Annotated in this window: 19 protein-coding genes; 11 read left to right on the forward strand and 8 right to left on the reverse strand. The window is 72.8% G+C overall.

Annotated elements, in window-relative coordinates:
- The first annotated feature begins 144 nt into the window (after positions 1 to 144).
- Together ACZ6R6_RS29760 and ACZ6R6_RS29765 are read left to right on the forward strand one after the other, a co-directional pair.
- Positions 145 to 1,035, forward strand: a complete 891-nt coding sequence (locus ACZ6R6_RS29760; RefSeq protein WP_470098811.1) for an amidohydrolase family protein — start codon at positions 145 to 147, stop codon at positions 1,033 to 1,035.
- Positions 1,036 to 1,087: 52 nt separating this feature from the next.
- Positions 1,088 to 1,594, forward strand: a complete 507-nt coding sequence (locus ACZ6R6_RS29765; protein WP_306865289.1) for a cysteine dioxygenase — start codon at positions 1,088 to 1,090, stop codon at positions 1,592 to 1,594.
- A gap of 178 nt (positions 1,595 to 1,772) precedes the next feature.
- On the opposite strand, the gene ACZ6R6_RS29770 is transcribed toward ACZ6R6_RS29765, so the two are convergent.
- Entirely contained in the window at positions 1,773 to 2,870 is a 1,098-nt protein-coding gene (locus tag ACZ6R6_RS29770; protein ID WP_470098813.1) for a glycerophosphodiester phosphodiesterase, read from the reverse strand.
- A 108-nt stretch (positions 2,871 to 2,978) separates the two neighbouring features.
- The gene (locus ACZ6R6_RS29775) at positions 2,979 to 4,187 is read right to left on the reverse strand and encodes a CynX/NimT family MFS transporter (RefSeq protein WP_470098815.1); all 1,209 of its coding nucleotides are present in this window, start codon (positions 4,185 to 4,187) and stop codon (positions 2,979 to 2,981) included.
- A 144-nt stretch (positions 4,188 to 4,331) separates the two neighbouring features.
- Between ACZ6R6_RS29775 and ACZ6R6_RS29780 the strand changes: the two genes are divergently transcribed.
- The 7 genes from ACZ6R6_RS29780 (at position 4,332) to ACZ6R6_RS29810 (ending at position 10,986) form a co-directional block, all read left to right on the forward strand.
- A complete protein-coding gene (locus ACZ6R6_RS29780) occupies positions 4,332 to 5,156 on the forward strand; it encodes a CoA transferase subunit A (protein WP_470098817.1) in 825 nt (274 codons plus the stop codon).
- A gap of 73 nt (positions 5,157 to 5,229) precedes the next feature.
- Positions 5,230 to 5,997, forward strand: coding sequence for a CoA-transferase subunit beta (locus ACZ6R6_RS29785; protein WP_306865281.1), 768 nt, complete (start codon positions 5,230 to 5,232; stop codon positions 5,995 to 5,997).
- On the forward strand, positions 5,994 to 7,169 hold the full coding sequence (locus ACZ6R6_RS29790) for a thiolase family protein (RefSeq protein WP_470098819.1): 1,176 nt from the start codon (positions 5,994 to 5,996) through the stop codon (positions 7,167 to 7,169). The genes ACZ6R6_RS29785 and ACZ6R6_RS29790 overlap by 4 nt, the downstream gene beginning before the upstream one ends.
- A 65-nt stretch (positions 7,170 to 7,234) precedes the next feature.
- Positions 7,235 to 8,566, forward strand: a complete 1,332-nt coding sequence (gene pcaB, locus ACZ6R6_RS29795) for a 3-carboxy-cis,cis-muconate cycloisomerase (protein ID WP_470098869.1) — start codon at positions 7,235 to 7,237, stop codon at positions 8,564 to 8,566.
- Positions 8,567 to 8,729: 163 nt separating this feature from the next.
- Positions 8,730 to 9,128 (forward strand): 4-carboxymuconolactone decarboxylase, encoded by a 399-nt coding sequence (gene pcaC, locus ACZ6R6_RS29800; RefSeq protein WP_470098821.1) that lies wholly within the window; start codon positions 8,730 to 8,732, stop codon positions 9,126 to 9,128.
- Positions 9,112 to 9,939 (forward strand): IclR family transcriptional regulator domain-containing protein, encoded by an 828-nt coding sequence (locus ACZ6R6_RS29805; protein WP_470098823.1) that lies wholly within the window; start codon positions 9,112 to 9,114, stop codon positions 9,937 to 9,939. Before pcaC ends, ACZ6R6_RS29805 begins: the two co-directional genes overlap by 17 nt.
- 87 nt (positions 9,940 to 10,026) lie before the next feature.
- On the forward strand, positions 10,027 to 10,986 hold the full coding sequence (locus ACZ6R6_RS29810; RefSeq protein ID WP_470098825.1) for a LacI family DNA-binding transcriptional regulator: 960 nt from the start codon (positions 10,027 to 10,029) through the stop codon (positions 10,984 to 10,986).
- 102 nt (positions 10,987 to 11,088) lie between these two features.
- On the opposite strand, the gene ACZ6R6_RS29815 is transcribed toward ACZ6R6_RS29810, so the two are convergent.
- Positions 11,089 to 12,279 carry an MFS transporter gene (locus ACZ6R6_RS29815; RefSeq protein WP_470098827.1) on the reverse strand — a complete coding sequence of 397 codons (1,191 nt, stop codon included), beginning with the start codon at positions 12,277 to 12,279 and terminating at the stop codon, positions 11,089 to 11,091.
- 66 nt (positions 12,280 to 12,345) lie between these two features.
- Here ACZ6R6_RS29815 and ACZ6R6_RS29820 point away from each other — a divergent pair, with 66 nt between their 5' ends.
- Positions 12,346 to 13,332: an ArsR/SmtB family transcription factor gene (locus ACZ6R6_RS29820; RefSeq protein WP_470098829.1), complete on the forward strand. Its 987-nt coding sequence runs from the start codon at positions 12,346 to 12,348 to the stop codon at positions 13,330 to 13,332.
- Between the two features lies 1 nt (position 13,333).
- On the opposite strand, the gene ACZ6R6_RS29825 is transcribed toward ACZ6R6_RS29820, so the two are convergent.
- Genes ACZ6R6_RS29825 through ACZ6R6_RS29835 form a run of 3 tightly spaced genes read right to left on the reverse strand, consistent with a single transcriptional unit; the run spans position 13,334 to position 16,474 of the window.
- Positions 13,334 to 14,251 carry a carbohydrate ABC transporter permease gene (locus tag ACZ6R6_RS29825; protein ID WP_470098831.1) on the reverse strand — a complete coding sequence of 306 codons (918 nt, stop codon included), beginning with the start codon at positions 14,249 to 14,251 and terminating at the stop codon, positions 13,334 to 13,336.
- The gene (locus ACZ6R6_RS29830; RefSeq protein ID WP_470098833.1) at positions 14,248 to 15,135 is read right to left on the reverse strand and encodes a carbohydrate ABC transporter permease; all 888 of its coding nucleotides are present in this window, start codon (positions 15,133 to 15,135) and stop codon (positions 14,248 to 14,250) included. Before ACZ6R6_RS29830 ends, ACZ6R6_RS29825 begins: the two co-directional genes overlap by 4 nt.
- 52 nt (positions 15,136 to 15,187) lie before the next feature.
- Positions 15,188 to 16,474, reverse strand: a complete 1,287-nt coding sequence (locus tag ACZ6R6_RS29835) for an ABC transporter substrate-binding protein (protein WP_470098835.1) — start codon at positions 16,472 to 16,474, stop codon at positions 15,188 to 15,190.
- Positions 16,475 to 17,186: 712 nt separating this feature from the next.
- Here ACZ6R6_RS29835 and ACZ6R6_RS29840 point away from each other — a divergent pair.
- Positions 17,187 to 18,908 carry an RICIN domain-containing protein gene (locus ACZ6R6_RS29840; RefSeq protein ID WP_470098837.1) on the forward strand — a complete coding sequence of 574 codons (1,722 nt, stop codon included), beginning with the start codon at positions 17,187 to 17,189 and terminating at the stop codon, positions 18,906 to 18,908.
- Positions 18,909 to 19,048: 140 nt separating this feature from the next.
- On the opposite strand, the gene ACZ6R6_RS29845 is transcribed toward ACZ6R6_RS29840, so the two are convergent.
- Entirely contained in the window at positions 19,049 to 19,822 is a 774-nt protein-coding gene (locus tag ACZ6R6_RS29845; RefSeq protein WP_470098839.1) for an AMP-binding protein, read from the reverse strand.
- A gap of 492 nt (positions 19,823 to 20,314) precedes the next feature.
- A complete protein-coding gene (locus tag ACZ6R6_RS29850) occupies positions 20,315 to 22,789 on the reverse strand; it encodes an ATP-binding protein (protein WP_470098841.1) in 2,475 nt (824 codons plus the stop codon).
- Positions 22,790 to 23,000: the final 211 nt, after the last annotated feature.

Here is a 23,000-nt window from a genome sequence, read left to right on the forward strand (position 1 = left end):
ATCACGGCGTTTTAGGGCATTGACACACAAGAGGTGAAACGGTTCACTGAAACGGTTCACTGAAACGCGTCACCTGAATGCGTAGCAAGGTCAGGGCGGTTACCCCTATTCTAGGTAGGGAATATCTCGAAAGGAGGGGGAGAAATGACCGTCGACGTGCACCAGCACCTGTGGACGCCCGCGTTCGTGGACGCGCTCCGGCGCCGCACGGCCCCGCCGCGCCTCGACGGCTGGACCCTCCACCTCGACGGCGAACCCGCCTACGAGGTCGATCCCGCCGACCATGACCTCATCAGGCGCCTGGCGCTGAACGACGGGCTCGACCTGGCCCTGGTCTCGCTGTCCAGCCCGCTCGGCATCGAGTCGCTGCCGCCCGAGGACGCCTGGCCGATCATCGACGCCTACCACGAGGACGCCCTCGCCCTGCCGGCCCCGTTCGGAGCCTGGGCCGCGACCTGCCTCAGCGAGATCGACCCGTCCCGGCTCGCCAGGGCGCTCGACCAGGGGGCGGCCGGGCTCCAGCTGCCGGCGACGGCCGTGGCGACCGGCGCGGACCTCGCCAGGGTCGCCCCGCTGCTCGACGTGCTCGCCGCCCGCGACCTGCCGCTCTTCGTGCACCCCGGACCGGCCGCCGAGCCCCGGGGCCCCGGCTGGTGGCCCGCCGTCGTGCCGTACGTGCAGCAGATGCACGCCTCCTGGTACGCCTTCTCCGCCTTCGGCCGCCACCGCCACCCCGGGCTGCGGGTCTGCTTCGCGCTGCTGGCCGGGCTGGCCCCGCTCCACTCCGAGCGGCTGCTCAACCGGGCCGGCGAGGGCCGGGGCCAGGTGGACCCGGACATGTACGTGGAGACCTCCTCCTACGGCCCGCGCGCCATCGACGCCATCGTCCGCGAGCTCGGCATCGACGTCGTGGTCAACGGCTCGGACGAGCCCTACGCCAGGGCCCCTGACCCCGCGCTCGGCGATGCCGCCCGGCACGCCGTCGCGGTCACCAACCCCAACCGCCTGCTGAACCGGAAGGAGTCGCGCAAGTGAACGTGAACCAGTCCCAGGGCAGTGAGCGCTGTGCGCTCCCAGGAGGCCGGCGATGAGCTACGGAGAGCTGCCCGCCCGCACCCTCGACCGGCGCGAGCTGCGCGACCTGGTCGACGAACTGGCCGCCGACCCCTCCCGCTGGGAGGAGCAGGTCGACTTCCCCGAGGAGGGCGGCCGCCACTACGCCTCCCTCTACCGGGACGCCTACGTCGACGTCTGGCTGCTGTGCTGGCGGCCGGAGGACGACACCGGCTGGCACGACCACGACATCTCCTCCGGCGCGGTCCGGGTGGTGGCCGGGACGCTGCTGGAGTGCAACCCCCGCATCGGCGGCGAGCACCTGGAGACCGTGGTCTCGGCCGGCGAGTCGTTCTCCTTCGGCCCCGACCACATCCACCGGCTGACCGGCGCGGTGGACGGCAGCGTCTCCATCCACGCCTACTCGCCGCCGCTGTGGCGGCTGGGCCAGTACTCCATCAGCGACAGCGGCGTGATGCGCCGCGTGTCGGTCAGCTACGCCGACGAGCTGCGTCCCATGGACGAGGTCGCCGTCGCCTGACGCCCCCCAGAGGTCTCCGCCGCTCACCGCCGCCCACCGCGCGGTGGCCGCGGACCTCGCCCGGACCTCCGGCGGCCGCCTCAGCCCAGGCGCCGCCGGAGGTCACCGGTAGCCGGCCCGGCGATCCGGATGGCCGTCCGTGGGTCGCCCGGTCATCTGGATCGCCGTGGTCACCGTGCTACAGGAGACGCTCCCGGACGGCCCGGGCCACGCCGGGGTCGTCGGCGAAGACACCGTCCAGCCCGAGCTTGTACAGCTTCTCCAGCCAGCCCATCACGTCGCCCGTGGCGCGGGGGAAGGCGGGGTTGGCCGGGTCGCCGAGCCGGAAGTCCACCGGGAGCTGGGAGTTCTCGTTCCGGACGGTCCAGGTGTGGACCTTCAGGCGGGCCCGGTGGGCGTCGGCGACGAGCGTGGTGGGCGGCAGGAGACGGCCGTCGGGGCCGGCCGGGACGATCCGCCGGGTGTCCACGCCGATGCCGTCGGCGTAGCCCGCCACCTCGCGCAGCCCCTCGGGGGTGACCATGGTGTCGTAGGTGCGCGGGTCTCCGGCCGCCGTCCAGTCGTACGGCGCGCCGGTGGCGGTGATGAGCTGGATCAGCGGCAGCCGGGTCCGCTCCCTGAGCTCGCGCAGGTTGGCGGTCTCGAAGGACTGGATGAAGACCGGGTCGCGCCGCCCGTTCCAGCCGTACCGGGTGAGCGTCTCCAGCAGCGGCTCCTCCAGGGACAGGCCGATGGAGTCGAAGTAGCTGGGGTGCTTGGTCTCGGGATAGACGCCGACGCCGTGGCGCTGCGCGAGCTGGACGATCTCCTCGAAGGTGGGGATCTGCGCGAGGCCGTTGAAGACGGTGTTGTCCGGTCGCAGGTCGGGGACGCGCTCCTCGGCCCTGAGCGTACGCAGCTCGGCGAGGGTGAAGTCCTCGGTGAACCACCCGGTCACCGGGCGCCCGTCGATCGTCTTGGTGGTGCGGCGCGCCGCGAACTCGGGGCGGCCGTCGACGTCGGTGGTGCCGGAGATCTCGTTCTCGTGCCTGGCGACCAGCACGTGGTCCTTGGTGGAGACCAGGTCGGGCTCGATGTAGTCGGCGCCGAGCGCGATCGCGGCCTCGTAGGACAGCAGCGTGTGCTCGGGCCGGTGCGCGCTGGCGCCCCGGTGGCCGATGACGATGGGCGCGTCGCCACGGCGGTCGGCCGTCGCGGGTTCGGGTTGGTGCAGCACAACGGTGACGGTACCGCCCACGAGGACGGCCAGCGCCACGGGCAGGAGCCTACGGATCATGCGCAGGACCGTAGGGGCCGGAGGTGACCGTCAGGTGCCTTCGACACGACCGTCAGGTGCCTTGGACACGACGGGCAGCACACTCTGGAGGTTTCAACAGCTTTTGTCCTATTTTGCGATGGCGGCGGAATGCGCCTTCTCCGTGCCGGCGGCCACCGGGCGGCCGGCCAGGAACCCGGCGACCAGTTGCAGCCCGCACGCGCCGAGCCCGGCCAGCAGCGGCAGCGTCCAGCCGCCCGAACCCTGGCGGAGCACCCCGATCAGGAACGGGCCGAGCGCCGCCAGCACGTATCCGGCGGACTGGGCGACGGCCGACAGCGCGGTGACCGAGGCGGGGTCGGGGGCGCGCAGCGTGATGATCAGCAGGGCGAGCGCGATCGAGGCGCCCTGCCCCAGGCCCAGCACCGTCATCCACAGCCAGGGAAGGGTCGCCGGGGCGGCCAGCACGCCGACGTATCCCGCGATGGTCAGCACGGTCGCGGCCGTCACGTGCGGCACCTGCGACCGGACCCGCCCCGCGAGGATCGGGACCGTGAGCGTCGCGGCGATCTGCGCCAGGTTGGTCAGGCCGAGCATGTAGCCCGCCTGGTCGGCGGGGAGTCCCGCGTCACGGAAGATCGTGGGCACCCAGGCGAGCATGATGTAGAAGGTCAGCGACTGAAGGCCCATGTAGGCGGTGACGGCCCAGGTCACCCGGCTGCCCAGCACCGCGCGGAAGGACCGGGGCGCGCTCCCCCGGTGCGCCGGGGAGCGCAGCGCCTGGGGCAGCCAGAGCACGGCCGCCGCCACGGCCGGGACGGCGGCCGTCGCGGTCGCCTCGCGCCAGCCGTACCCGGTGGCGCGCTCCAGCGGCACCGTCAGCCCGGACGCGGCGGCGGCGCCCAGCACGAGGCCGGAGACGTAGACCGAGGTGAACAGGCCGACGCGGGTGGGGAAGTGCTGCTTGACGACGCCGGGCATCACCACGTTCATGATGGCGATGGCCGTGCCGGCGACGGCCGCCCCCGCGTAGAGGGCCGGGACGCTCCCGGCGGCACGCAGCACCACCCCGGCCGCCAGGATCAGCAGCCCGGCCAGCAGCGTGCGGTCCAGGCCGGCCCGGCGGGCCAGCAGCGGGGCGAGCGGGGCCAGCACCCCCAGGCAGACCACCATCACCGTGGTGATCGCCCCGCCGCCGGCCGCGCTCAGCCCGAGGTCGGCCATGATCTCGCTCAGCACCGGCGAGACCCCGGCCAGCGCGGGCCTCAGGTTGAGCGAGGCGAGCACGAACCCGGCGATCAGCAGGGCCCGCGACAGCCTGAGTCCCCGATCAGTCATTGCCCCACTTTCCCACAACCCCGACTTAGACCATCAGAAGGTGCATTTCGCGATATTTCCTGCATTGACCTTCCAGGCGGCGGGTCAGTATGTTCGCTGAAAGAACAGTCGTCCGCATGACGAACATACCCACGAGGGGGCGCGATGGCCACGGTGGTTCCGCTCGCCGACGCGGTGGCGGATCTCGTGCACGACGGTGACAGCGTGGCGCTGGAGGGCTTCACCCACCTGATCCCCTGCGCGGCCGGGCACGAGATCATCCGGCAGGGCCGCCGCGACCTCACGCTGATCCGGATGACCCCCGACCTGATCTACGACCAGATGATCGGGATGGGCTGCGCCCGGCGGCTGGTCTTCTCCTGGGGCGGCAACCCCGGGGTGGGGTCGCTGCACCGCTTCCGCGACGCGGTGCAGAACCGCTGGCCCGCGCCGCTGGAGATCGAGGAGCACAGCCACGCGGGCATCGCCAACGCCTACGTCGCCGGGGCCTCCGGACTGCCCTTCGCGGTGCTGCGCGGCTACCGGGGCACCGGCCTGCCCGCCCACACCGCCCGCGTCCGGCCGATCACCTGCCCGTTCACCGGTGAGGAGCTCACCGCCGTCCCCGCGATCAACCCCGACGTCGCCGTGGTGCACGCCCAGCGCGCCGACCGGCGGGGCAACGTGCAGCTGTGGGGGATCACCGGGGTGCAGAAGGAGGCCGTCCTGGCGGCGCGGCGCTCCCTGGTCACCGTGGAGGAGGTGGTCGAGGAGCTGGAGCCACGGCCCGGCGCGATCGTGCTGCCCGGCTGGGCGATCACCCACGTGTCCGAGGCCCCCGGCGGCTCCCACCCCTCCTACAGCGCCGGCTACTCCACCCGGGACAACGACTTCTACCGCGCCTGGGACCAGATCAGCCGCGACCGCGAGACCTTCACCGCCTGGATGGCCCGACACGTCCTCACCCCCGGAGCGGAGGCCCGCCGATGAGCGCCGTACCCGTCCCCCCGCGAGGAGCCCGGCCCGTGGGGCACGCCCCCGGCCCCGGCCCGGAGGCCCGCCGATGACCGCGGCCTACACCGCCGACGAGATGATGACCGTGGCGGCCGCCAGGCGGCTGCGCGAAGGCCAGTCGTGCTTCGTGGGCATCGGCCTGCCCAGCACCGCCGCCAACCTCGCCCGCCGCACCCACGCCCCCGGCCTCGTGCTCGTCTACGAGTCGGGGACCATCGGCGCCAGGCCGGACCTGCCGCCCCTGTCCATCGGGGACGGCGTGCTGGCCGACACCGCCGACGCCGTCGTGAGCGTGCCGGAGATCTTCAACTACTGGCTCCAGCCGGGCCGCATCGACGTCGGTTTCCTGGGCGCCGCCCAGATCGACCGGTTCGCCAACATCAACACGACCGTGATCGGCCCCTACGCCGACCCGGAGGTCCGCCTCCCCGGCGCGGGCGGGGCCCCGGAGATCGCCGCCTCCTGCCGCGAGGTGACCGTGATCGTACGGCAGAGCCGCCGCGCGTTCGTCGACCGCGTGGACTTCGTCACCTCCGTCGGCTTCGGCTCCGGCCCGGGCGACCGGGAGCGCCTCGGCCTGCGCGGCGGCGGTCCCCGCACCGTGATCACCGACCTGGCGATCCTGGAACCCGACCCGGCGAGCAGCGAGCTGGTCGTCACCCACCTGCACCCCGGCGTCACCCTCGACCAGGCCCGCGCGGCCACCGGCTGGGACCTCGCGACGGCCGCCGAGCTGCGCGAGACGGCTCCCCCCACCCCCGAGGAGCTCGGCGTCCTGCGCCACCTCACCGGCGACAGCGGGAGAACCCGGCCATGAACGACGTCTTCGTCCTCGACGCGGTCCGCACGCCCATCGGCCGCCACGGCGGCGCGCTGTCGGGCGTCCGCCCCGACGACCTGGCCGCGCACGTGGTCCGCGCGCTGGCCGCCCGCTCCCCCGGCCTCGATCCGGCGGCCGTCGACGACGTGTTCTTCGGCGCGGCCAACGGCGCGGGCGAGGACAACCGCGACGTCGCGCGGATGGCCGTCCTGCTCGCCGGGCTCCCGGTCACGGTGCCGGGCACGACCGTGAACCGGCTGTGCGGGTCCGGGCTGGAGGCGGCCGTCGCCGCCTCCCGCGCCGTGGCCGTGGGCGACGCCTCCCTGGTGATCGCCGGCGGGTCGGAGTCGATGAGCCGGGCGCCATGGGTGATGCCCAAACCGCCGCGCGGCTTCGACCGGGGGCCGCAGACCCTGCACGACACGGCCCTCGGCTGGCGCATGGTCAACCCCCTGATGCCGGCCGAGTGGACGGTCGCCCTGGGCGAGGGCGCGGAGATCCTCGCCGACCGCTACCGGATCACCCGCGAGGCCCAGGACGCCTTCGCCCTCCGCAGCCACCGGCGCGCGGCGGCGGCCTGGGAGCGCGGCGTCTTCGGCGGCGAGGTGGCCCCGCTCGACGCCCTCGACCGTGACGAGTGCGTCAGGGCCGACGCGACGCCGGAGGCGCTCGCCCGGCTCAAGCCGGTCTTCCGCCCCGGCGGCACCGTCACCGCCGGCAACGCCTCCCCCCTCAACGACGGCGCCGCCGCCCTGCTCATCGGCGACGAGGCGGGGGCCGGGCGGGCCGGCCGTACGCCGCTGGCGCGGATCGCGGCGCGGGCGGCGGTCGGCGTGGAGCCGCATCTGTTCGGCATCGGGCCGGTGGAGGCCGCCCGCACGGCGCTCGGCCGCGCGGGTGTCACCTGGTCCGGTCTGAGCGCCGTCGAGCTCAACGAGGCCTTCGCCGCCCAGTCCCTGGCCTGCCTGGCCGAGTGGCCGGACCTCGACCCGGAGATCGTCAACGTCAACGGCGGCGCGATCGCCCTCGGCCATCCGCTCGGCTCCTCGGGCGCCCGCATCCTGGGCACCCTCGCCCACGAGCTGCACCGTCGCGGCGGCGGCTACGGCCTGGCCGCCATCTGCATCGGGGTGGGCCAGGGGCTGGCCGTCGTTCTGGAAGGTGTTTGACGTTCACCGCGACGCCCACCCATATACGTGACAATCTGTCGACATCATCATTACTGGAGGTGAGCATGACCTTGTCGGCGCGTGACGGACTGTTCTCGGGGATGTTCGCCAGGGGCGGTGCCGCACCAGAGGTGTCGGACGCGGCGTGGCTGGCGGCGATGCTGGACGTCGAGGCCGCGCTGGCCACCGCCCAGGCGGGGATCGGCCTGATCCCGGGCGAGGCGGTCGAGGCACTGGATGCGGCCTGCCGGCCGGAGCTGTTCGACCTCGCCGAGCTGGGCGGCCGGGCCGCGCCGGCGGGCAACCCGGTGATCCCCCTGGTCGCCGCCCTGCGCGAGCGGGTCAAGCCCGAGCTGCGGCGATACGTGCACTACGGCGCGACCAGTCAGGACATCAACGACACGGCCGCGATGCTGGTGGCCGGCCGCGCCCTCGCGCCGCTCCTGGCCGACCTGTCCGCCTGCGCCGACGCGTGCGCGCGCCTGGCGGCCGGGCACCGCGACACCGTGATGGCCGGGCGCACGGTCCTGCAGCAGGCGGTGCCGATCACCTTCGGGCTCAAGGCCGCGGGCTGGCTGAGCGCGCTGGACCGGTCGCGGGCGGAGCTGGCGGAGCTGCCGCTGCCGGTCCAGTACGGCGGGGCGGCGGGCACCCTGTCCGTCCTCGGCGGCCGGGGCCACGAGGTGCTGCCGCGCCTGGCGGCCGGGCTGGGCCTGGCCGAGCCGGTCCTGCCCTGGCACACCGACCGCGCCCCGGTCGCCCGGCTGGCCTGCGCCCTCGGCACGGCCGCCGGGACGCTCGGCAAGATCGCCACTGATGTGAAGCTGCTGGCCCAGACCGAGGTGGGAGAGGCCGCCGAGCCGTCGGCCCCCGGCCGGGGCGGCTCCAGCGCCATGCCGCACAAGCGCAACCCGGTGGGCGCGGTGTCGGTGCTCGCCTGCGTCCAGCGCGTCCCCGGCCTGGTGGCCTCGGTGCTCGCGGGCATGGTCCAGGAGCACGAGCGCGCCGCCGGCCCCTGGCAGGCCGAGTGGGAGACGCTCGGCGAGCTGCTCCGGCTCACCGGCAGCGCGGCGTCCTGGCTCGGCGAGGTGCTGGAGGGCCTGACCGTCGACCCGGCGCGGATGCGGGCCAACCTCGGCGCGGCGCGGGGGCTGCCGATGGCCGAGCACGTCGTCGCCCGGCTCGGCGGCACCCCTGAGGCACGCGGGCTGGTGGACGCCGCCTGCGCCCGGGCGGCTGTCGAGGACCTGTCGCTGCGCGAGGCGCTGCTGGCCGAGCCCGGCCTGGCTCTGACGGCGCAGGAGCTGGAGGCCGCCCTGGACCCGGCGGGCTGTCTCGGCTCCGCCGGGGTCTTCGTCGACCGGGTGGTCGAGGCCCACTTCAACCCCTCAGGATGACCGGGTGGTCGAGGCCCGTCCGACCCCCCGGGGTGACCGGATGGTCGCGGCTCACCCCACCCCCGGGGTGACCGGATGGTCGCGGCCCGCCCGAACCCCCCGGGGGGACAGGCGGCCGCCTCGCGCGGGGACGGCCCGCGGCGACACGACAAGGAGCTGACGGATGGACATGTGGAGCGCCGGAGACGCGACGCGCCGGGCCGTACTGGGCGACGAGCACGTGGACCGCGCCGCCGCGGGCACCACGCCGTTCACCGCGGACTTCCAGGAGCTCATCACCAAATACGCCTGGGGGGAGATCTGGACCCGTCCCGGCCTGGACCGGCGCACCCGCAGCTGCCTCACCCTCGCCCTGCTGACCGCGCTCGGGCACGAGCGGGAGCTGGCCATGCACGTGCGGGCGGCGCTCCGCGTCGGGCTCACCGAGGAGGAGATCAAGGAGGTGCTGCTGCACACCGCGGTCTACGCGGGCGTGCCCGCGGCCAACCGTGCGTTCGCGGTGGCACAGGCGGCACTAGAGTTCGACCGGAACGAGGAGGACGGGGATGGACGGACCGGTTGACCAGGGCGTCGACGGACCGGTCGACCGTGGCCCCGACCACGTGCAGTCGCTGGCCCGGGGGCTGTCGGTGATCCGGGCGTTCGGCGCGGCCACCCCCGAGCTGACGCTCAGCGAGGTCGCCCGCGCCACCGGGCTGACCCGGGCGGCGGCCCGGCGGTTCCTGCTGACGCTCGTCGACCTCGGCTACGTCCGGACCGACGGGCGGCTGTTCGCGCTCTCCCCCCGCGTGCTGGAGCTCGGCTACGCCTACCTGTCCGGTCTCTCCCTGCCCGAGGTCGCCGAGCCGCACCTGGAGCGGCTCGTCGCCGAGGTGCACGAGTCGGCGTCCGTGGCCGTGCTCGACGGCGAGGACATCGTCTACGTGGCCCGGGTGGCCACCACCCGGATCATGCGGGTGACCATCGCCATCGGCACCCGATTCCCGGCCCACTGCACCTCGATGGGCCGGGTGCTGCTGGCCGCGCTCCCCCCGGAGGAGCTCGACGCCCGTCTCGGCGGCGCCGGGCTGCGCGGGTTCACCCCCCGGACCGTCACCGAGCCCGCCGCCCTCCGGGCCGAGCTGGACGGCGTCCGCGCGCGGGGGTGGGCGATGGTCGACCAGGAGCTGGAGGAGGGTCTGCGCTCGGTCGCCGTGCCCGTCCGGGAACGCTCCGGCCGGGTGGTCGCCGCGATGAACATCTCCTCCCACGCGAGCCGGACGACCGTCGAGTCCCTCCAGCGCGACCTGCTGCCGCCGCTGCTGGCCGCCGCCGCGAGGGTGGAGTCCGACCTGCACGCGACGGGCGTGCGGGGCGGCGCGCTCTCCCGGTGAGCGGCCGGACCGGATGACAACGTTGTCAACCGGCTGGACTTGGGCGATGATCGGGCCGTGGCAGACAGTGTCCGTGGACGTCCCACCATGAAAGATGTCGCGGCGGCGGCCGGGGTGGCGCTCAAGACCGTCTCCCGGGTCGTCAACGAGGAGCCGGGGGTCAATCCCGCCACCGCCGAGCGGGTCCTGTCGGCCATCGAACGGCTCGGCTACCGGCGCAACGAGAGCGCCCGGGTGCTGCGCCGGGGCCGGACCGCGAGCATCGGCCTGGTGATCGAGGACGTGGCCGACCCGTTCTACTCCGGGATCAGCCGCGCGGTCGAGGACGTGGCGCTCCGGTACGGCTCGCTGGTGCTCAGCGGCTCCTCGGGAGAGGAGCCGACGCGCGAGCGGGAGCTCGTCCTCACCTTCTGCTCCCGCCGGGTGGACGGTCTGATCATCGTGCCGGCCGGGGACGACCACGCCTACCTGAGGCCCGAGCTCGACGCGGGCATCGCCGCCGTCTTCGCCGACCGGCCGGGTGGGCTGGAGGTGGACACGGTGACCTGCGACAACAACGGCGGGACGCACACCGGGGTCACCCACCTGATCCGGCACGGCCACCGCCGGGTCGCCTTCCTCGGCGACAGCGCGTCCATCTTCACCGCCGCCGAGCGACTGCGCGGCTACCGCCGTGCCCTCGCCGACGCGGGCCTGCCGTTCGACGGGTCGCTGGTGGCGACGGGCCCCCCGGAGCAGGCCGGGCCCGCGCTGGCCCGGATGCTCTCCGGCGACGACCCGCCCACCGCGGTGTTCACCGGCAACGGCCGGATCACCGTGGCCACGCTGCGCACCGGGCACCGGCTCGCCATGGTCGGCTTCGACGACTTCGAGCTCGCCGACCTGCTGGTGCCCGGGGTGACCGTGGTCGCCCAGGACCCGGCCAAGCTCGGCCGGACCGCGGCCGAGCTGCTCTTCCGCCGCATCACAGGGGAGCCGGGCCCGGCCGCCCGGATCGAGCTGCCCACCCGGCTCATCCCCCGCGGCTCCGGAGAGCTGCGGCCCTAGGCCGGCACCGGGGCGGGTCCCCGGTCGCAGTCGTCCGGTCACAGGCGTCCGGTCAGCGGGACGGGCTGCGGGTCAAAAAACGGCCGGCGGGATGGACGGCGGTCAGGAGAGGGACGGCCGCAGGGAGCGGTGGAGGGCGAGGGAGCACCCGATGACCGCCAGGCCCGCGGCGGCGATCGCCAGGTGCGGGGCCGCCAGCTCGGCGGCGGCGCCCACCAGCGCGGCGCCCAGCGCCTGGCCGGTCATGGCGCCCGCCGACACCAGCCCGAAGGCCTGTCCCCTGACCGGCTCGGGCACCGCCTCCAGGAACCTCCGCTGCAGCCCGAGCTGGTAGGCGCCGCTGCCCGCCGTGGCGAGCACGGCGATCAGGACGGCCCCCGCGAGGCCCGGCTGGAGGGCGAAGCCGAGCAGCGGCACCCCGGCGAGCACCGCCAGGGGCAGCGCCAGCCGCTCCCGCGCCGACGGCACGGCGAACCGGCCGACGGCGAGGTTCCCGGCCAGCATCCCCGCGGACGCGGCGGCGAGCGCGATCCCGGCCGTGCCGCCCAGGTAGGGCACGAGCATCGCCTCGGCGCCCGTCACGAACGACACCGGCAGCCAGTGGGCGAGCAGCAGCCCGCGCACCCTGGCGTCGGCCAGCAGGGACCGGTTGACCCGCAGGCTCTCCCGTACGGCGCCGCCGTCCCCCGCGCCCCGGGCCGGCAGGCCGGGCAGTCCGGCCCGGAGCACCACCGCGGCCACGGCCGACAGCGCGGCGGTGCCGGCCAGCGCCCCGGCCGGGCCGGCGGCGGCGAGGATGCCGCCGCCCACCGCGAGCCCGCCGATCTGCGCCCCGGCGGCCGTCATGGACAGCACTGACCTGGCCAGCACGAACGCGTCACCCGGCAGCAGGTCGGGCAGGAGGGCGCTGCGGGCGGCGGCGAAGACCGGCGAGAACAGCCCGGCCAGGAGGACCAGGGCCAGCATCGCCCAGACGGGCAGCCCGGCGAAGGCCAGCAGCAGGCAGGTCACCACCCGGAGCAGCTCACCGGCGATCATCAGCTCGCGCGGCCGGAGCCGGTCGGCCAGCGAGAGCAGGAACGTCCCGCCGGCGATGTAGGGCAGGAAGCCCAGCATGTACGTCGCGGCCGACAGCCCGGGCGACCCGGTCCGCGTGTAGACCAGTGCCGACAGGGCCAGCATCTTGATCTGGTCCCCGGCCACCAGGAGCGCGAAGCTCCCGAACAGCACCCGGAACTCCCGGCCCGCGAAAACCTCTGTGTAGGTCGCGCCGCGCTCTTGTGTGGGGGTCATGCGGACCATGCTCGGGCGGGCCGGGACGGCTGACTAAGCTTTCGGGTATATCCGAAAGGTCGCTATATGGTCTACCTGATCGAGGTCAGCCCGCAGGACGTCATGGCGAGCAGGTTCGCCATCTCCCCTCTCATGGTCACCAAGCAGGCGCTCTGGCTGCTGTCCGGCAAGAAGGACGACCCGGTGTGGCGGGCGTGGGTGGAGCGGATGCGCGGGCCGTACGAGGGCCTGCTGGTCAGGCAGGCCGGCCTGGGCGCCCTGGTGACGCTGTACCGGGACCGGCTCTACAACGCCGACTTCCCCGCGCCGCCGCCGGCCGGGGTGAGCACCCCCTTCGACGCCGAGCTCGCGACCGTGCGGGCGACCCCGGCCGCCCAGGCGCACGGCGAGATCGTCCGGAACCTGGAGGGCATGGCGCGCCCCCCGGACGCGGTCATGGACGTGCTGTTCTCACCGGACGTCGTGGAGCTGTTCGCCGCCGCGCTCCAGGCCGTCTGGGACGAGATCGTCGCCCCCTCGTGGCCACGCTTCCACGCGATCCTGGAGCGGGACGTGGTCCAGCGGGCGGGCCGGCTGGCCGCCTACGGCTGGGCGGCGGCGCTGGCCGACCTCAGCCCCCGGGTGCGGTGGCGCCCGGACGGGGTCATCGAGGTCGACGCGCGGAGCCCGGACGCGACCCACCGGCTCGACGGGCGCGGCCTGCTCCTCGTGCCCTCCCCCTTCGACTGTGGAGTGGGCTCCTACCTCGAGCACGCGTGGCCGTACGCGATCAGCTATCCGGCCCGGGGCGCGGGGATCCCGCACCGGGCGCCCGACGGGCTGGCCGGGCTGATCGGCCGGACCCGGGCCCGCGTGCTCCTGGAGCTGGCCGGCCCGGCGACCACCACCCAGCTCGTCACCCTGCTCGGCCTGAGCCTGGGCACCGTCGGAGGCCACCTGGCCGCGCTGCGCAGGGCGGGCCTGGTCGCCGGGAGCCGCACCGGCCGGGGCGTCCTCTACCACCGCACCGCGCTGGGCGACTCCCTGGTCCATCCTGAGGCGCTCCGGCCGTGAGTCACCCCTTGAGCGCCCCGGCCATGAGGCCGCGCATGAAGAACCGGCCGAGCAGGACGTAGACGACCATCGTGGGGATGGAGGCGAGTAGGGCCGCGGCCATCTGCTGGCTGTAGGGGACGGTCTGGGCGCCGGCGATGTTGTTGAGCATGACCGTGGTGGGCCAGCTCTGCGGGCCGGTGAGGAAGACGGCGAACAGGAAGTCGTTCCACATCGAGGTGAACTGCCAGATGATCACCACCGCGAAGGCCGGTCCGGAGACCGGCAGCACCACCGACCAGTAGGTGCGCAGCATCCCCGCGCCGTCCACCCGGGAGGCCTCGATCAGCTCGTCCGGGATGGTGACGTAGTAGTTACGGAAGATCAGCGTGCAGATCGGGATGCCGTAGACCACGTGCGCCAGGAGCAGCCCCGGTATCGCGCCGTAGAAGACCCCCGACGCCCCGGTGAGGGACTGGGTGATCTCGTTGAGCTTCACCAGGAGCTGGACCAGCGGGATCATGACCCCCTGGTAGGGGATGAACATGCCGAACAGGAACAGCGTGAACAGCACGTCGGCGCCGGGGAAGCGCCACTTCGACAGCACGTAGCCGTTCATGGAGCCCAGGGCCGCCGAGATCAGCGCACCGGGTACGGCCAGCAGCACGCTGTTCCAGATGCCCGGGGCGAGCTTGTCCCAGGCCACCCGCCACGGCTGCGCCGTCCACACCTCGGGCAGCGCCCAGGCCTGGCTGGGGTCGGCCTCGGTCAGCGGCTTGAAGCTGGTGACCAGCAGCACGTAGACCGGGATCAGGAAGATCACCAGGAAGGCGGCCAGCAGCGCCAGCCGGACGCCGCGCGCCCAGCCCGCCCGCCGCGCGGCCCGGCCGCCCGGCTCGTGCGCCCGCGCCGGAGGGGTCCGCGTCTGCGTGGCCGTCATGGCCGCCTCTCCTTGCGAAGGGTCCAGACCAGGTAGGGGATGACGAACACGCTCACCGCGAGCACGATGTAGGCGGCGATGGTGGCGCCCTTGGCCGGATCGTGGGAGTCGAAGACCGCCACCCACATGAACACGGCGGGGACGTCGGTGATGATCTGCTTGCCGGACACCGCGACGATCAGGTCGAAGACCTTGAGCGAGATGTGCCCGAGGATGATCAGCGCGGACAGCGTCACCGGGCGGAGCAGCGGCAGCACGATGTGCCGGTAGACCTGCCATTCGGTGCAGCCGTCGACCCGGGCCGCCTCCCGGAGGTCTTCGGGGACGCCCCGGAAGCCCGCCAGGAACAATGCCATGACATATCCCGACATTTGCCATATCGCGGGGATGGCCATGGCCGCCATCCCCCAGTCCGGGTTCCGGAACCACTCCCATTGCAGGAAGTCCAGGCCCAGGCTGTCGAACAGCCGGTTCAGCCCGACCGCCCGCTCGTCCTGACCGGAGTTCATCAGCCAGCGCCAGACCACCCCGGTCGCCACGAACGAGATCGCCATCGGGAACAGGTAGACCGCCCGGAAGGTCCCCTCCCCCCTGATCCCCTTCTCCATGAGGAAGGCCAGCAGCCAGCCCAGCGCCAGCGCCCCGAACACGAACACCACGGTGAAGACGATGGCGTGGTTGACCGAGATGCCCCAGCGCTTCTGATCCCAGAGCGTGACGAAGTTCTCCAGGCCGACGAAACTCCCCTCGGAGATCTCGTCGTGTTTGTCGGTCATGGCCAGCCGGAAGTTCCAGCCGAGCATGCCGTACACGAAGACCGCGATGGCGATGATCGACGGCGTGACCAGCAGCAACCCCGGCAGCCACCTGCGCACCCGTGTCACTGACACCCCTTCCACGGGGTACGGCCCGCGTCGCCGCAGGCCGTACCGGACATCACTGACCCGAGTTCTTGGCGGCCTCGGCCAGCGAGGCCTGGAGCGCGGCCACGTCCTTGTCGGTGTGGAAGAGACCGACCGCCTCGTTGATCGCGACCCGCCAGGCGTCGTTGACGACGACGCCGTGCTGGATGGACCCGGCGAGCTTGTTGCTCCCCCAGTCCTTCAGGGCGTCGGCGAGGTAGTCGGTGTAGAGGGAGGTGTCGGCGTCCTTGCGGGCCGGGATGGAGCCCTTCTTGGGGTTGAAGGCGTCCTGGCCCTCCTTGCTCGCGGCCACCTTCAGCCACGCCACCGCCCCGTCACGGTTCGGGGCGCCCTTGGGCAGGGTGAAGCTGTCCGACAGCCACATGAAGGTGCCGCCGGTGCCGGGCGAGGGCGCCCAGTCGAAGTCGGTCTTGGACTTCTTGCCCAGGCCGCCGTCCGGCGGGTTGTGGAAGTAGCCGTAGGCCCAGTCGCCCATGATGGTGAAGGCGGCCTGGCCGTCGGCCACCTGCTTGGCTGCCGGCTGCCAGTCGTCGGCCGGGTCCCCGGCGTAGGACAGGACCGTCTTGAAGTCGTTCAGCGCCTTGGTCATCGCCGGACCCGACCAGTCGGAGCCCGCGGTCCAGAGCTTGTTGTAGGCGTCGGTGCCGAGCGAGCCGAGCAGCACGCTCTCCAGCAGGTGCACCATCGTCCACTCCGAGCCGATCGAGAGCGGGATCTTGCCCGTCTTCTTGACCTTCTCCAGGGCGGCGACGAACGCCTCGATCGTCGTGGGCACCTCGGTGACGCCCGCCTCCTTGAGCACGGCGGGGTTGAACCACATCACGTTGGAGCGGTGGATGTTCACCGGGACCGAGTAGATCTGGCCCTGCACGCTGATCTGGTCGACCAACTGCTGCGGGAAGACGTCCTTCAGCTTGAGCTCGTCGTAGAGGAAGTTGACCGGCTCCAGGTCACCGGCCTTGATGTAGCCCTGCAGCTCGGCGCCCGCGTGGCCCTGGAAGGTGTCCGGTGGGGTGTCGGCCTGCAACTTGGTGGCCAGCAGGGCGCGCGCCTTGTCACCGGAGCCGCCCGCCACGGCCGCGTCGAAGAACGTCAGACCGGGGTTCTGCTTCTCGAATATCTCTTTCATGGCCTTCAGGCCGTCGGCCTCACCCGGTCCGGTCCACCAGGAGAAGACCTCAACCTTCTTCTTGCCGTCGGCCTGCGGGCTCTGCGCGGCGCCGCCGCCGTCACCGCAGGCGGTCAGGGTAAGTAGGCCCGCCACGGTGACCGCGACGGCCGCCATCCACCGTCGTCGCATAGCTTCCCGTCCCTTCGGGGTCGAGGTTTCACAGATTCCCCCGAACAAGATGACAACGTTGTCAGTAGATCAATCAATTCATCTGACACCGAGCGACGTCAAGGTGTGCGCGGATAACTTCTGCGCATCCCGGCCGGGCCCTGTCGCACGGATCCCGCCGCGGCCGGTGGCCGCGAGTGACCGTCGGCAGGGCCGCGGCCGCCGGATCCCCGCCACACCGGGCGCGCCCCGGCCCACCGCGCGCGGACCGCGCCGATCACAGCCCTGAGCTGCATCTTTTGACCCGCGGACGGGCTCAGGCCAGCTCTCCGCGGCACGCGGGAGAGCCGGACCATTCGGATTGATCACACCAAAGTCGGCAGATATGTTGATCAGCGCTGCCGCCAAGGCGCGCGAAATTCGCAATCGGGGAGCCCCTCACGTGTTTGCCAGACGGATCACTCTTTTAGCCGCGGCGGGAGCCCTCGCCGCCGCCAGCCTCGTCTCCGGGGGGCTGGACGCCTCCCCCGCGGAGGCGGCACCGGCCGCCCCGTGTGCCCGCCCGACGGCACCACCCGAGCCGAGTGCCCGCCCGACGGCGTCACCCCAGCCGAGTAGCCATACGACGGCGTCATCCCAGCCGAGCACCCGCACGACGGCGTCACCCGACCCGAGCACCCGCACGACGGCATCACCCGGCTCGGGTGCCCGCACGACGGCGTCACCCGAGCCGGTGAGCTGCGTCGACGGTCACGACGTGTTCCCCGGCGCGCGGCTCGGCGCGCGGACCGGACCGCAGGGCGATACGGCCCGGCTCACGGCGGCCCAGGCCGAGGCCGCGGTGGAGGCGGCGCCCGCCCGGGTGTTCTGTGAGGGCGACGGGGTGAGCGGCAAGCGCGTCGAGGTGCTGTACGTCCGCGAGCCGAGCATGCCCGACCGCTACAGCAGGCTGCTGCCCATGTTCCAGGCGTGGCTCTCCAACGCCGACGACTCCTTCAACGACGCCGCCGCGGCGGCCGGCAAGAGCCGGCACATCCGCTACGTCACGGAGGCGGTCTCCGGAGGATGTCAGGTCGCGGTCCGTGAGGTCGTCGTGCCCGCGGAGGCGCTGGCCACCCTCGACAGCGGCATCACCGCGGTGCAGGCGCTGGGCTACAACCGCGCGGACCGCAAATACCTCATGCTCACCGAGGCGACCGCCGTCTGCGGAGTGGGCCAGAGGTACGTCGACGACCGGCCCGGCGCCGAGAACTACAACAACCGCCTCACCTACGCGCGGGTCGACGCGGTCCCCAACTGCTTCGGGGCCAACGCCATCGCCCATGAGCTGGGCCACACGTTCGGCGCGGTGCAGGAGAGCGCCCCGCACTTCTACGGCTCACACTGCTCGGACCAGTTCGACCTCATGTGTTACGGCGGGACCCCGTCCTGGGCCTGCCTGAAGTGGAACGACTACCGGCTGCCCGACTGCAACCGCGACGACTACTTCAACGTCAGCCCGGCGGCCGGCAGCTACCTCGACACCCACTGGAACATCGCCGACAACGAGTTCTTCGTCAAGGGGGACACCAGCGACGCCGTCGCCCACCCCACGGTCGGCCTCACCTACGTGATCACCAGCGTGTCGACCGGGGGAGCCATCGAGCCGATCGGCGGCTCCATGGCCGGGCTGACCAAGCTGAGCCAGCGTGCCCGTACCAACACCCTGGGCCAGAGCTGGCTGATGGGGTACAAGACCGGCCTTCAGCTCGTCAACATGAACAGCCGGATGTGCGCCGACAGCGCCTACAGCGGAACCGCCTCGGGGACCCAGGTCCTGCAGTACAACTGCAAGGGCACCGACGGCATGCGGTGGGCGTACCTGCCCCAGACGGACGGCAGCTACGCCATCGTCAACTGGCTGTCCGGGCTGGCCCTGACGGTCACGGGCGCGTATCCGGCCCCGCTGGAGCAGCGCCCCTACACCGGCGCGACCAACCAGCGCTGGAAGTTCAACCGGCTCCTCAACTCCGTCGGTCCGGGGAACGGCTCGACCTACTACCTGACGGGCGTCGGGAACCGGGAGAACGCCGAGGTCCTCAACGGGGCGCTGACGTCCGGCGCACCGGTGACGCACAAGGCGCATTCCGGTGCGAAGAGCCAGCGGTGGATCCTGCGCAACCCCGACTCGTCCACCTCCCCGGACTGGCAGCTGGTCAACGCCAACAGCGGGAAGTGCCTGGACCTGAAGGCGACGAGCACCGCGGCCGGGACCCAGATCGTCCAGTCCACCTGCTCCGCCACCTCCAGCAGGCAGAAGTGGCAGCTGCAACGCGTGGCGGACAGGACCTACGTCATCGTCAACAAGTACAGCCAACGGGCGCTCAACATGACCACCGGTGCGCTGTCCGTCCTGGACCAGCAGGTTCTCGCGGGCGACAACGGCAACCACTTCTGGGCGCTCAAGCAGGTCTAGGTCCGGACCGGGCGGCCTCCGCCCCTTCCGACGACGCGCCGCCCGGCTCCCGTGCCGGGCGGCGCGGCTCCACCGAAGGGCACCCGCCCGCCGCCGCGGCAGGACCTCCGGGCCAGTGCCCGGCGGGACGGGGCCAGGGGCTAGACGCGCTGGACGGCTCCGTCGAGCAGCGCCATGACGGTGACCCCGAAGTCGTGGATGGTCGCCGACAGCTCGGTGGGCGACAGGCCCGGGGCCACCACGACCAGCGCGCCGCGCATCAGCGCCAGCCCGACCAGGGTCGTCATGGCCAGGGTGCAGTCGAGGGACCAGGTCACCAGCAGGACGTCGGACTTCTCCAGCACCGTGTGCCCGCCCAGCTCGTGCATGCGCGCGATCAGCTCCTGATGGGTGAACAGCCCCTCGTCCTCGGTCAGCAGCGCGGGCTGGACCGAGGGGTCGAACAGGGGCAGCGGGCCGGGTTCGAGCAGCAGCAGGTCGGCGAAGTCGACGGTGTCGCGCGCCTGGCCGAAGGCGATCACCTGGCGGACCCTGGACGCCTCGGCGGCCAGCAGCGACGTCTCCGCCAGACCGGGGGTCGTGATGAGCAGCCGGGCGTCCCACCGGGCCAGCAGCTCGGCCGTCGCCCCGTCCCAGGACGCGACCGGGGCCGCCACCCCGCCGGCCGCGATGACGGTGTGCACCGCCAGGGTCTGGGCCGCGGCGTTGTCGACGTGGATCCCCGCCACCTGGCGCCGCCGGGCGCCCCGGCGGACCAGCCCCGAGGCACCCCGTGTCACCTCGTCGGCCAGGCGGCGGTAGCCGTACACCACTCCCGCGCCGAGGTCGATCAGTGCGGGCCGGTCACCCCGCTCGTACGCGTAGCCGAACACCGCTTCGGTGACGGTGCCCTTTATGGACGAGGTGGGTCTCATTCCACCGACGCTACGGCCGCCCTGTCGGCCGGGCATCGACAGATGTATGTAGATGGGTGTGTATTCGGAATCCGTCCCTCCGGAAGGCGGGCCCGAGCCCTGCGCGGCTCGGGCCCGCTGTCGCGTGGCCCATGGCACTGAAGTCCCCACCCCTCCGAGGAGACCTCGACCGTTGGGAGGGACACGCGACGCTACCGGTGTGCTCGACCGAGACGCCGGGGATGGTGTGGGCCTGCCGTACCGGATCACCGTCATGACGGGCACGGTGCGGAAGGCTGGGCGTCATCGGTCGAACACGAGGGAAACCTACGGCGGCCAGCCACCCCGGCGCATGCTCCGGAGTGCGTATCCCGAGATGTATCTATGCGGCGGCTGATGTGTAGACCCGATGTGTAGGCAGGGCCCCGGGCGGGGAGCGTCCACGGCCTTTTCCCTGCTACGGCCCTGCTACGGCCCTGCCCTCCCCCGCCGCGGCGGGAGGGCGGGCGGGACCTAGCCTCGGTTCTGCTCGATGACCCAGGTGGCGACCTGGGTGCGTGAGGAGAAACCGAGCTTGGCCAGGATGTTGGCCACGTGCCGGGCGGCGGTCGCGGGACTGATCACCAGCTCGTCGGCGATGGCCTTGTTGCTCAGGCCCCGGGCGATCAGTCCGGCGATCTCCCACTCCCTGCCGGTGAGCGTGGTGAGCGGGGCGGCGACCGGGCCCCGGCCCGCCATCAGGGGCGCGTCGGACTGCTCGTCGCCCTCCAGCGCGTAGCGGACCGCCTGGTCCTGGGACATCTCCTTGCCGTGCGCCCAGAGCTGGGCGACCATCGCGTCGCCGAGCCGCATCCGGGCGGGCTGGAGCAGCTCCTCCATCCGCGCGCCGAAGCCGGAGGGCAGGACGGCGCCGCTCATCGAGCTCCGGATCGCCGCCGAGGCCCCCGCCAGGCGCACCGCCCGGCGGTCGTCCTCCTCGGCCAGCGCGAGCTGCGCGAGCGTCTCGATCCGCCGGGCCACGCCGAGCCGCTGGCCCGTCCCCTGACACAGCCGCAGGCTCTCGATCAGCCTGACCCGCGCGGTGGCGAGGTCGCCCTGGGCCAGGGCGATCCGGCCCAGGCCCGCCAGGCAGGTGATGGTCTGCCAGTGGGCCGTGATGTCCTGGAGCAGGTCGAGGGCCTGCTCGTAGTAGGCGCGGGCCTCCGCCAGGTCGCCCCGGAGCCAGGCGACCTGGGCCAGGCCGATGAGCGCGACCGGGGCCGCCCAGTGGTTGTCCAGCTCGTGCGCGATGGCCAGCGCGGCCTCGAAGGAGCGCTGCGACTCCTTGGCCCGCCCCTCCGACAGCGCGAACGTCCCCTCCATGGCGCGGATCACCATCTCGTGCCAGGGATCGTCCACCCGGCGCACCGCCTCCAGCGCCTCGTCCAGGAAGGCCCTGGCCCGCTCCGGCCGGCGCTGGTAGATGGCCACCCAGGCGAGGATGGCGAGCGCCCCGCTCAGCGGCCCGTGCAGACCCGTCGCCCGGCACAGCTCGGCCGCGGCCGTGCAGGCGACCTGCGCGGTGTCGGGGTCGCCCTGGCCGAAGGCCACCTGTCCGCGCAGCACGAGGGCGTCACCGCGCACGCTCGGCGGCAGCTCCGTCTCCTCCGTCGCCAGCAGCCGGTCCAGCCACTCGTCCGCGGGGGTGAACCTGCCGCCGGCGATGGTCGGCCAGCGGAGCAGGACCAGCAGGCGCAGCGCGCTCTCCGGGTCGTCGGCCTCCGCCGACCAGCGCACCGCCGCCCACACGTTGGCCTGCAGCTCGTCCAGCAGGACCAGCAGCGGGCAGATCTCCTCCCAGGTCGGGCGGGGGCGCCGGACGATCGTCTGGTGGATGTGGCCGGCGATCTCGATCATGTGGTCGCGGTGCCGCCGCCGCAACGCGGCCTCCTCCCCCGAGGTGTCGAGCTGCTCGGCGGCGTACTGGCGGATCGTCTCCAGCATCCGGTAGCGCGTCTCGCCCGCGACCTCGGCGTCGGCCAGCACCAGGGACTTGTCGACCAGGTCGCAGAGCACGCCCAGCACGTCGTCGGCCCACAGCCCGTCACCCGCGCAGACCTGCTCGGCCATGTCCAGGGTCCAGCCCCCGGTGAACACCGCCAGCCTCCGCAGCAGGATCCGCTCGGGGTCCTTGAGCTGCTGGTAACTCCAGTCGACGGTCGCGCGGAGCGTCTGGTGCCGGGCCGGGGCCATCCTGTCGCCGGTGGACAGCAGCCGGAACCGGTCCCTGATCCGGGCGTGGATCTGCTCCACCGTCAGCACCCGGCACAGCGCGGCGGCCAGCTCGATGGCCAGCGGCATCCCGTCGAGCGCCTCGCACAGGCTGGCGATGTCGCCGGCGTTGTGCTCGGTGACGGCGAAGCCGCGCGAGGCGGCGCTGGCCCGGTCGACGAAGAGCCGTACGGCCTCGCTGCCGGCGAGGTCCTGGACGCCGGTCCGGGGCAGCGTGAGCGGCGGCACCCGCCACACGGTCTCCCCCGCCACCCGCAGCGGCTCCCGGCTGGTCATGAGCATGCGCACGCCCGGACAGACGGTGAGCACCGCCCGGCAGAACCGGGCCGCCTCCTCGATGAGCGACTCGCAGTTGTCGACGATCAGCAGCAGGCGCCGGTCGCCGAGCGCGTCGATCAGCGTGTCGGACAGCGGACGCGGCGGCTCGGCCTTCACCCCGAGCACGGCGCCCACCCGGGGCTCGATCAGATCGCCGCGCACCGCCTCGGCCAGCTCCACCAGCCAGACGCCCCCGGGGAACTCCGCCGCCACCTGGGTGGCCACCCGGACCGCCAGCCTGCTCTTGCCGATGCCGCCCGCTCCGCACAGGGTCACCAACCGGGCGACACCCAGCAACTCGACGAGCTCCTCCACGTCGCCTTCACGGCCGACGAAGGCGTTGGGTTCGAGAGGCAGGTTGCCGCCGGTAAGAGAAACGTGTGCGGTGTCCTGTGTCATCGGCTCTTAAGGGAGGTCGCGGGCCATCCGTCACAGAAAGTGTGACACCAATTACCGTGCCGTGCCCAGGCTTAGCCCCATTTCGCACACTCGGCTTAACAGCACTACTCGCGAAATGTTATTGCACCGAATTCATGTGCGGCGGCGGAAGTGCCGACCCCACGGCCTGGAGCCCTCGCCTCGGGGACGGGCCGGGTTGACCGCACGTGGC

Source organism: Streptosporangium sp. NPDC048886 (assembly GCF_055586905.1).

Bases quoted from the DNA above. Each gene is read 5' to 3' on its own strand.
- ACZ6R6_RS29780 (WP_470098817.1), top strand. From the start codon at position 4,332: ATGGCCACGGTGGTTCCGCTCGCCGACGCGGTGGCGGATCTCGTGCAC.
- ACZ6R6_RS29765 (WP_306865289.1), top strand. From the start codon at position 1,088: ATGAGCTACGGAGAGCTGCCCGCCCGCACCCTCGACCGGCGCGAGCTG.
- pcaC (WP_470098821.1), top strand. From the start codon at position 8,730: ATGGACATGTGGAGCGCCGGAGACGCGACGCGCCGGGCCGTACTGGGC.
- ACZ6R6_RS29850 (WP_470098841.1), bottom strand. From the start codon at position 22,789: ATGACACAGGACACCGCACACGTTTCTCTTACCGGCGGCAACCTGCCT.
- ACZ6R6_RS29810 (WP_470098825.1), top strand. From the start codon at position 10,027: ATGAAAGATGTCGCGGCGGCGGCCGGGGTGGCGCTCAAGACCGTCTCC.
- ACZ6R6_RS29760 (WP_470098811.1), top strand. From the start codon at position 145: ATGACCGTCGACGTGCACCAGCACCTGTGGACGCCCGCGTTCGTGGAC.
- ACZ6R6_RS29820 (WP_470098829.1), top strand. From the start codon at position 12,346: ATGGTCTACCTGATCGAGGTCAGCCCGCAGGACGTCATGGCGAGCAGG.
- ACZ6R6_RS29815 (WP_470098827.1), bottom strand. From the start codon at position 12,279: ATGACCCCCACACAAGAGCGCGGCGCGACCTACACAGAGGTTTTCGCG.
- ACZ6R6_RS29790 (WP_470098819.1), top strand. From the start codon at position 5,994: ATGAACGACGTCTTCGTCCTCGACGCGGTCCGCACGCCCATCGGCCGC.
- ACZ6R6_RS29775 (WP_470098815.1), bottom strand. From the start codon at position 4,187: ATGACTGATCGGGGACTCAGGCTGTCGCGGGCCCTGCTGATCGCCGGG.
- ACZ6R6_RS29825 (WP_470098831.1), bottom strand. From the start codon at position 14,251: ATGACGGCCACGCAGACGCGGACCCCTCCGGCGCGGGCGCACGAGCCG.
- ACZ6R6_RS29785 (WP_306865281.1), top strand. From the start codon at position 5,230: ATGACCGCGGCCTACACCGCCGACGAGATGATGACCGTGGCGGCCGCC.
- ACZ6R6_RS29835 (WP_470098835.1), bottom strand. From the start codon at position 16,474: ATGCGACGACGGTGGATGGCGGCCGTCGCGGTCACCGTGGCGGGCCTA.
- ACZ6R6_RS29770 (WP_470098813.1), bottom strand. From the start codon at position 2,870: ATGATCCGTAGGCTCCTGCCCGTGGCGCTGGCCGTCCTCGTGGGCGGT.
- ACZ6R6_RS29845 (WP_470098839.1), bottom strand. From the start codon at position 19,822: ATGAGACCCACCTCGTCCATAAAGGGCACCGTCACCGAAGCGGTGTTC.
- ACZ6R6_RS29805 (WP_470098823.1), top strand. From the start codon at position 9,112: ATGGACGGACCGGTTGACCAGGGCGTCGACGGACCGGTCGACCGTGGC.
- pcaB (WP_470098869.1), top strand. From the start codon at position 7,235: ATGACCTTGTCGGCGCGTGACGGACTGTTCTCGGGGATGTTCGCCAGG.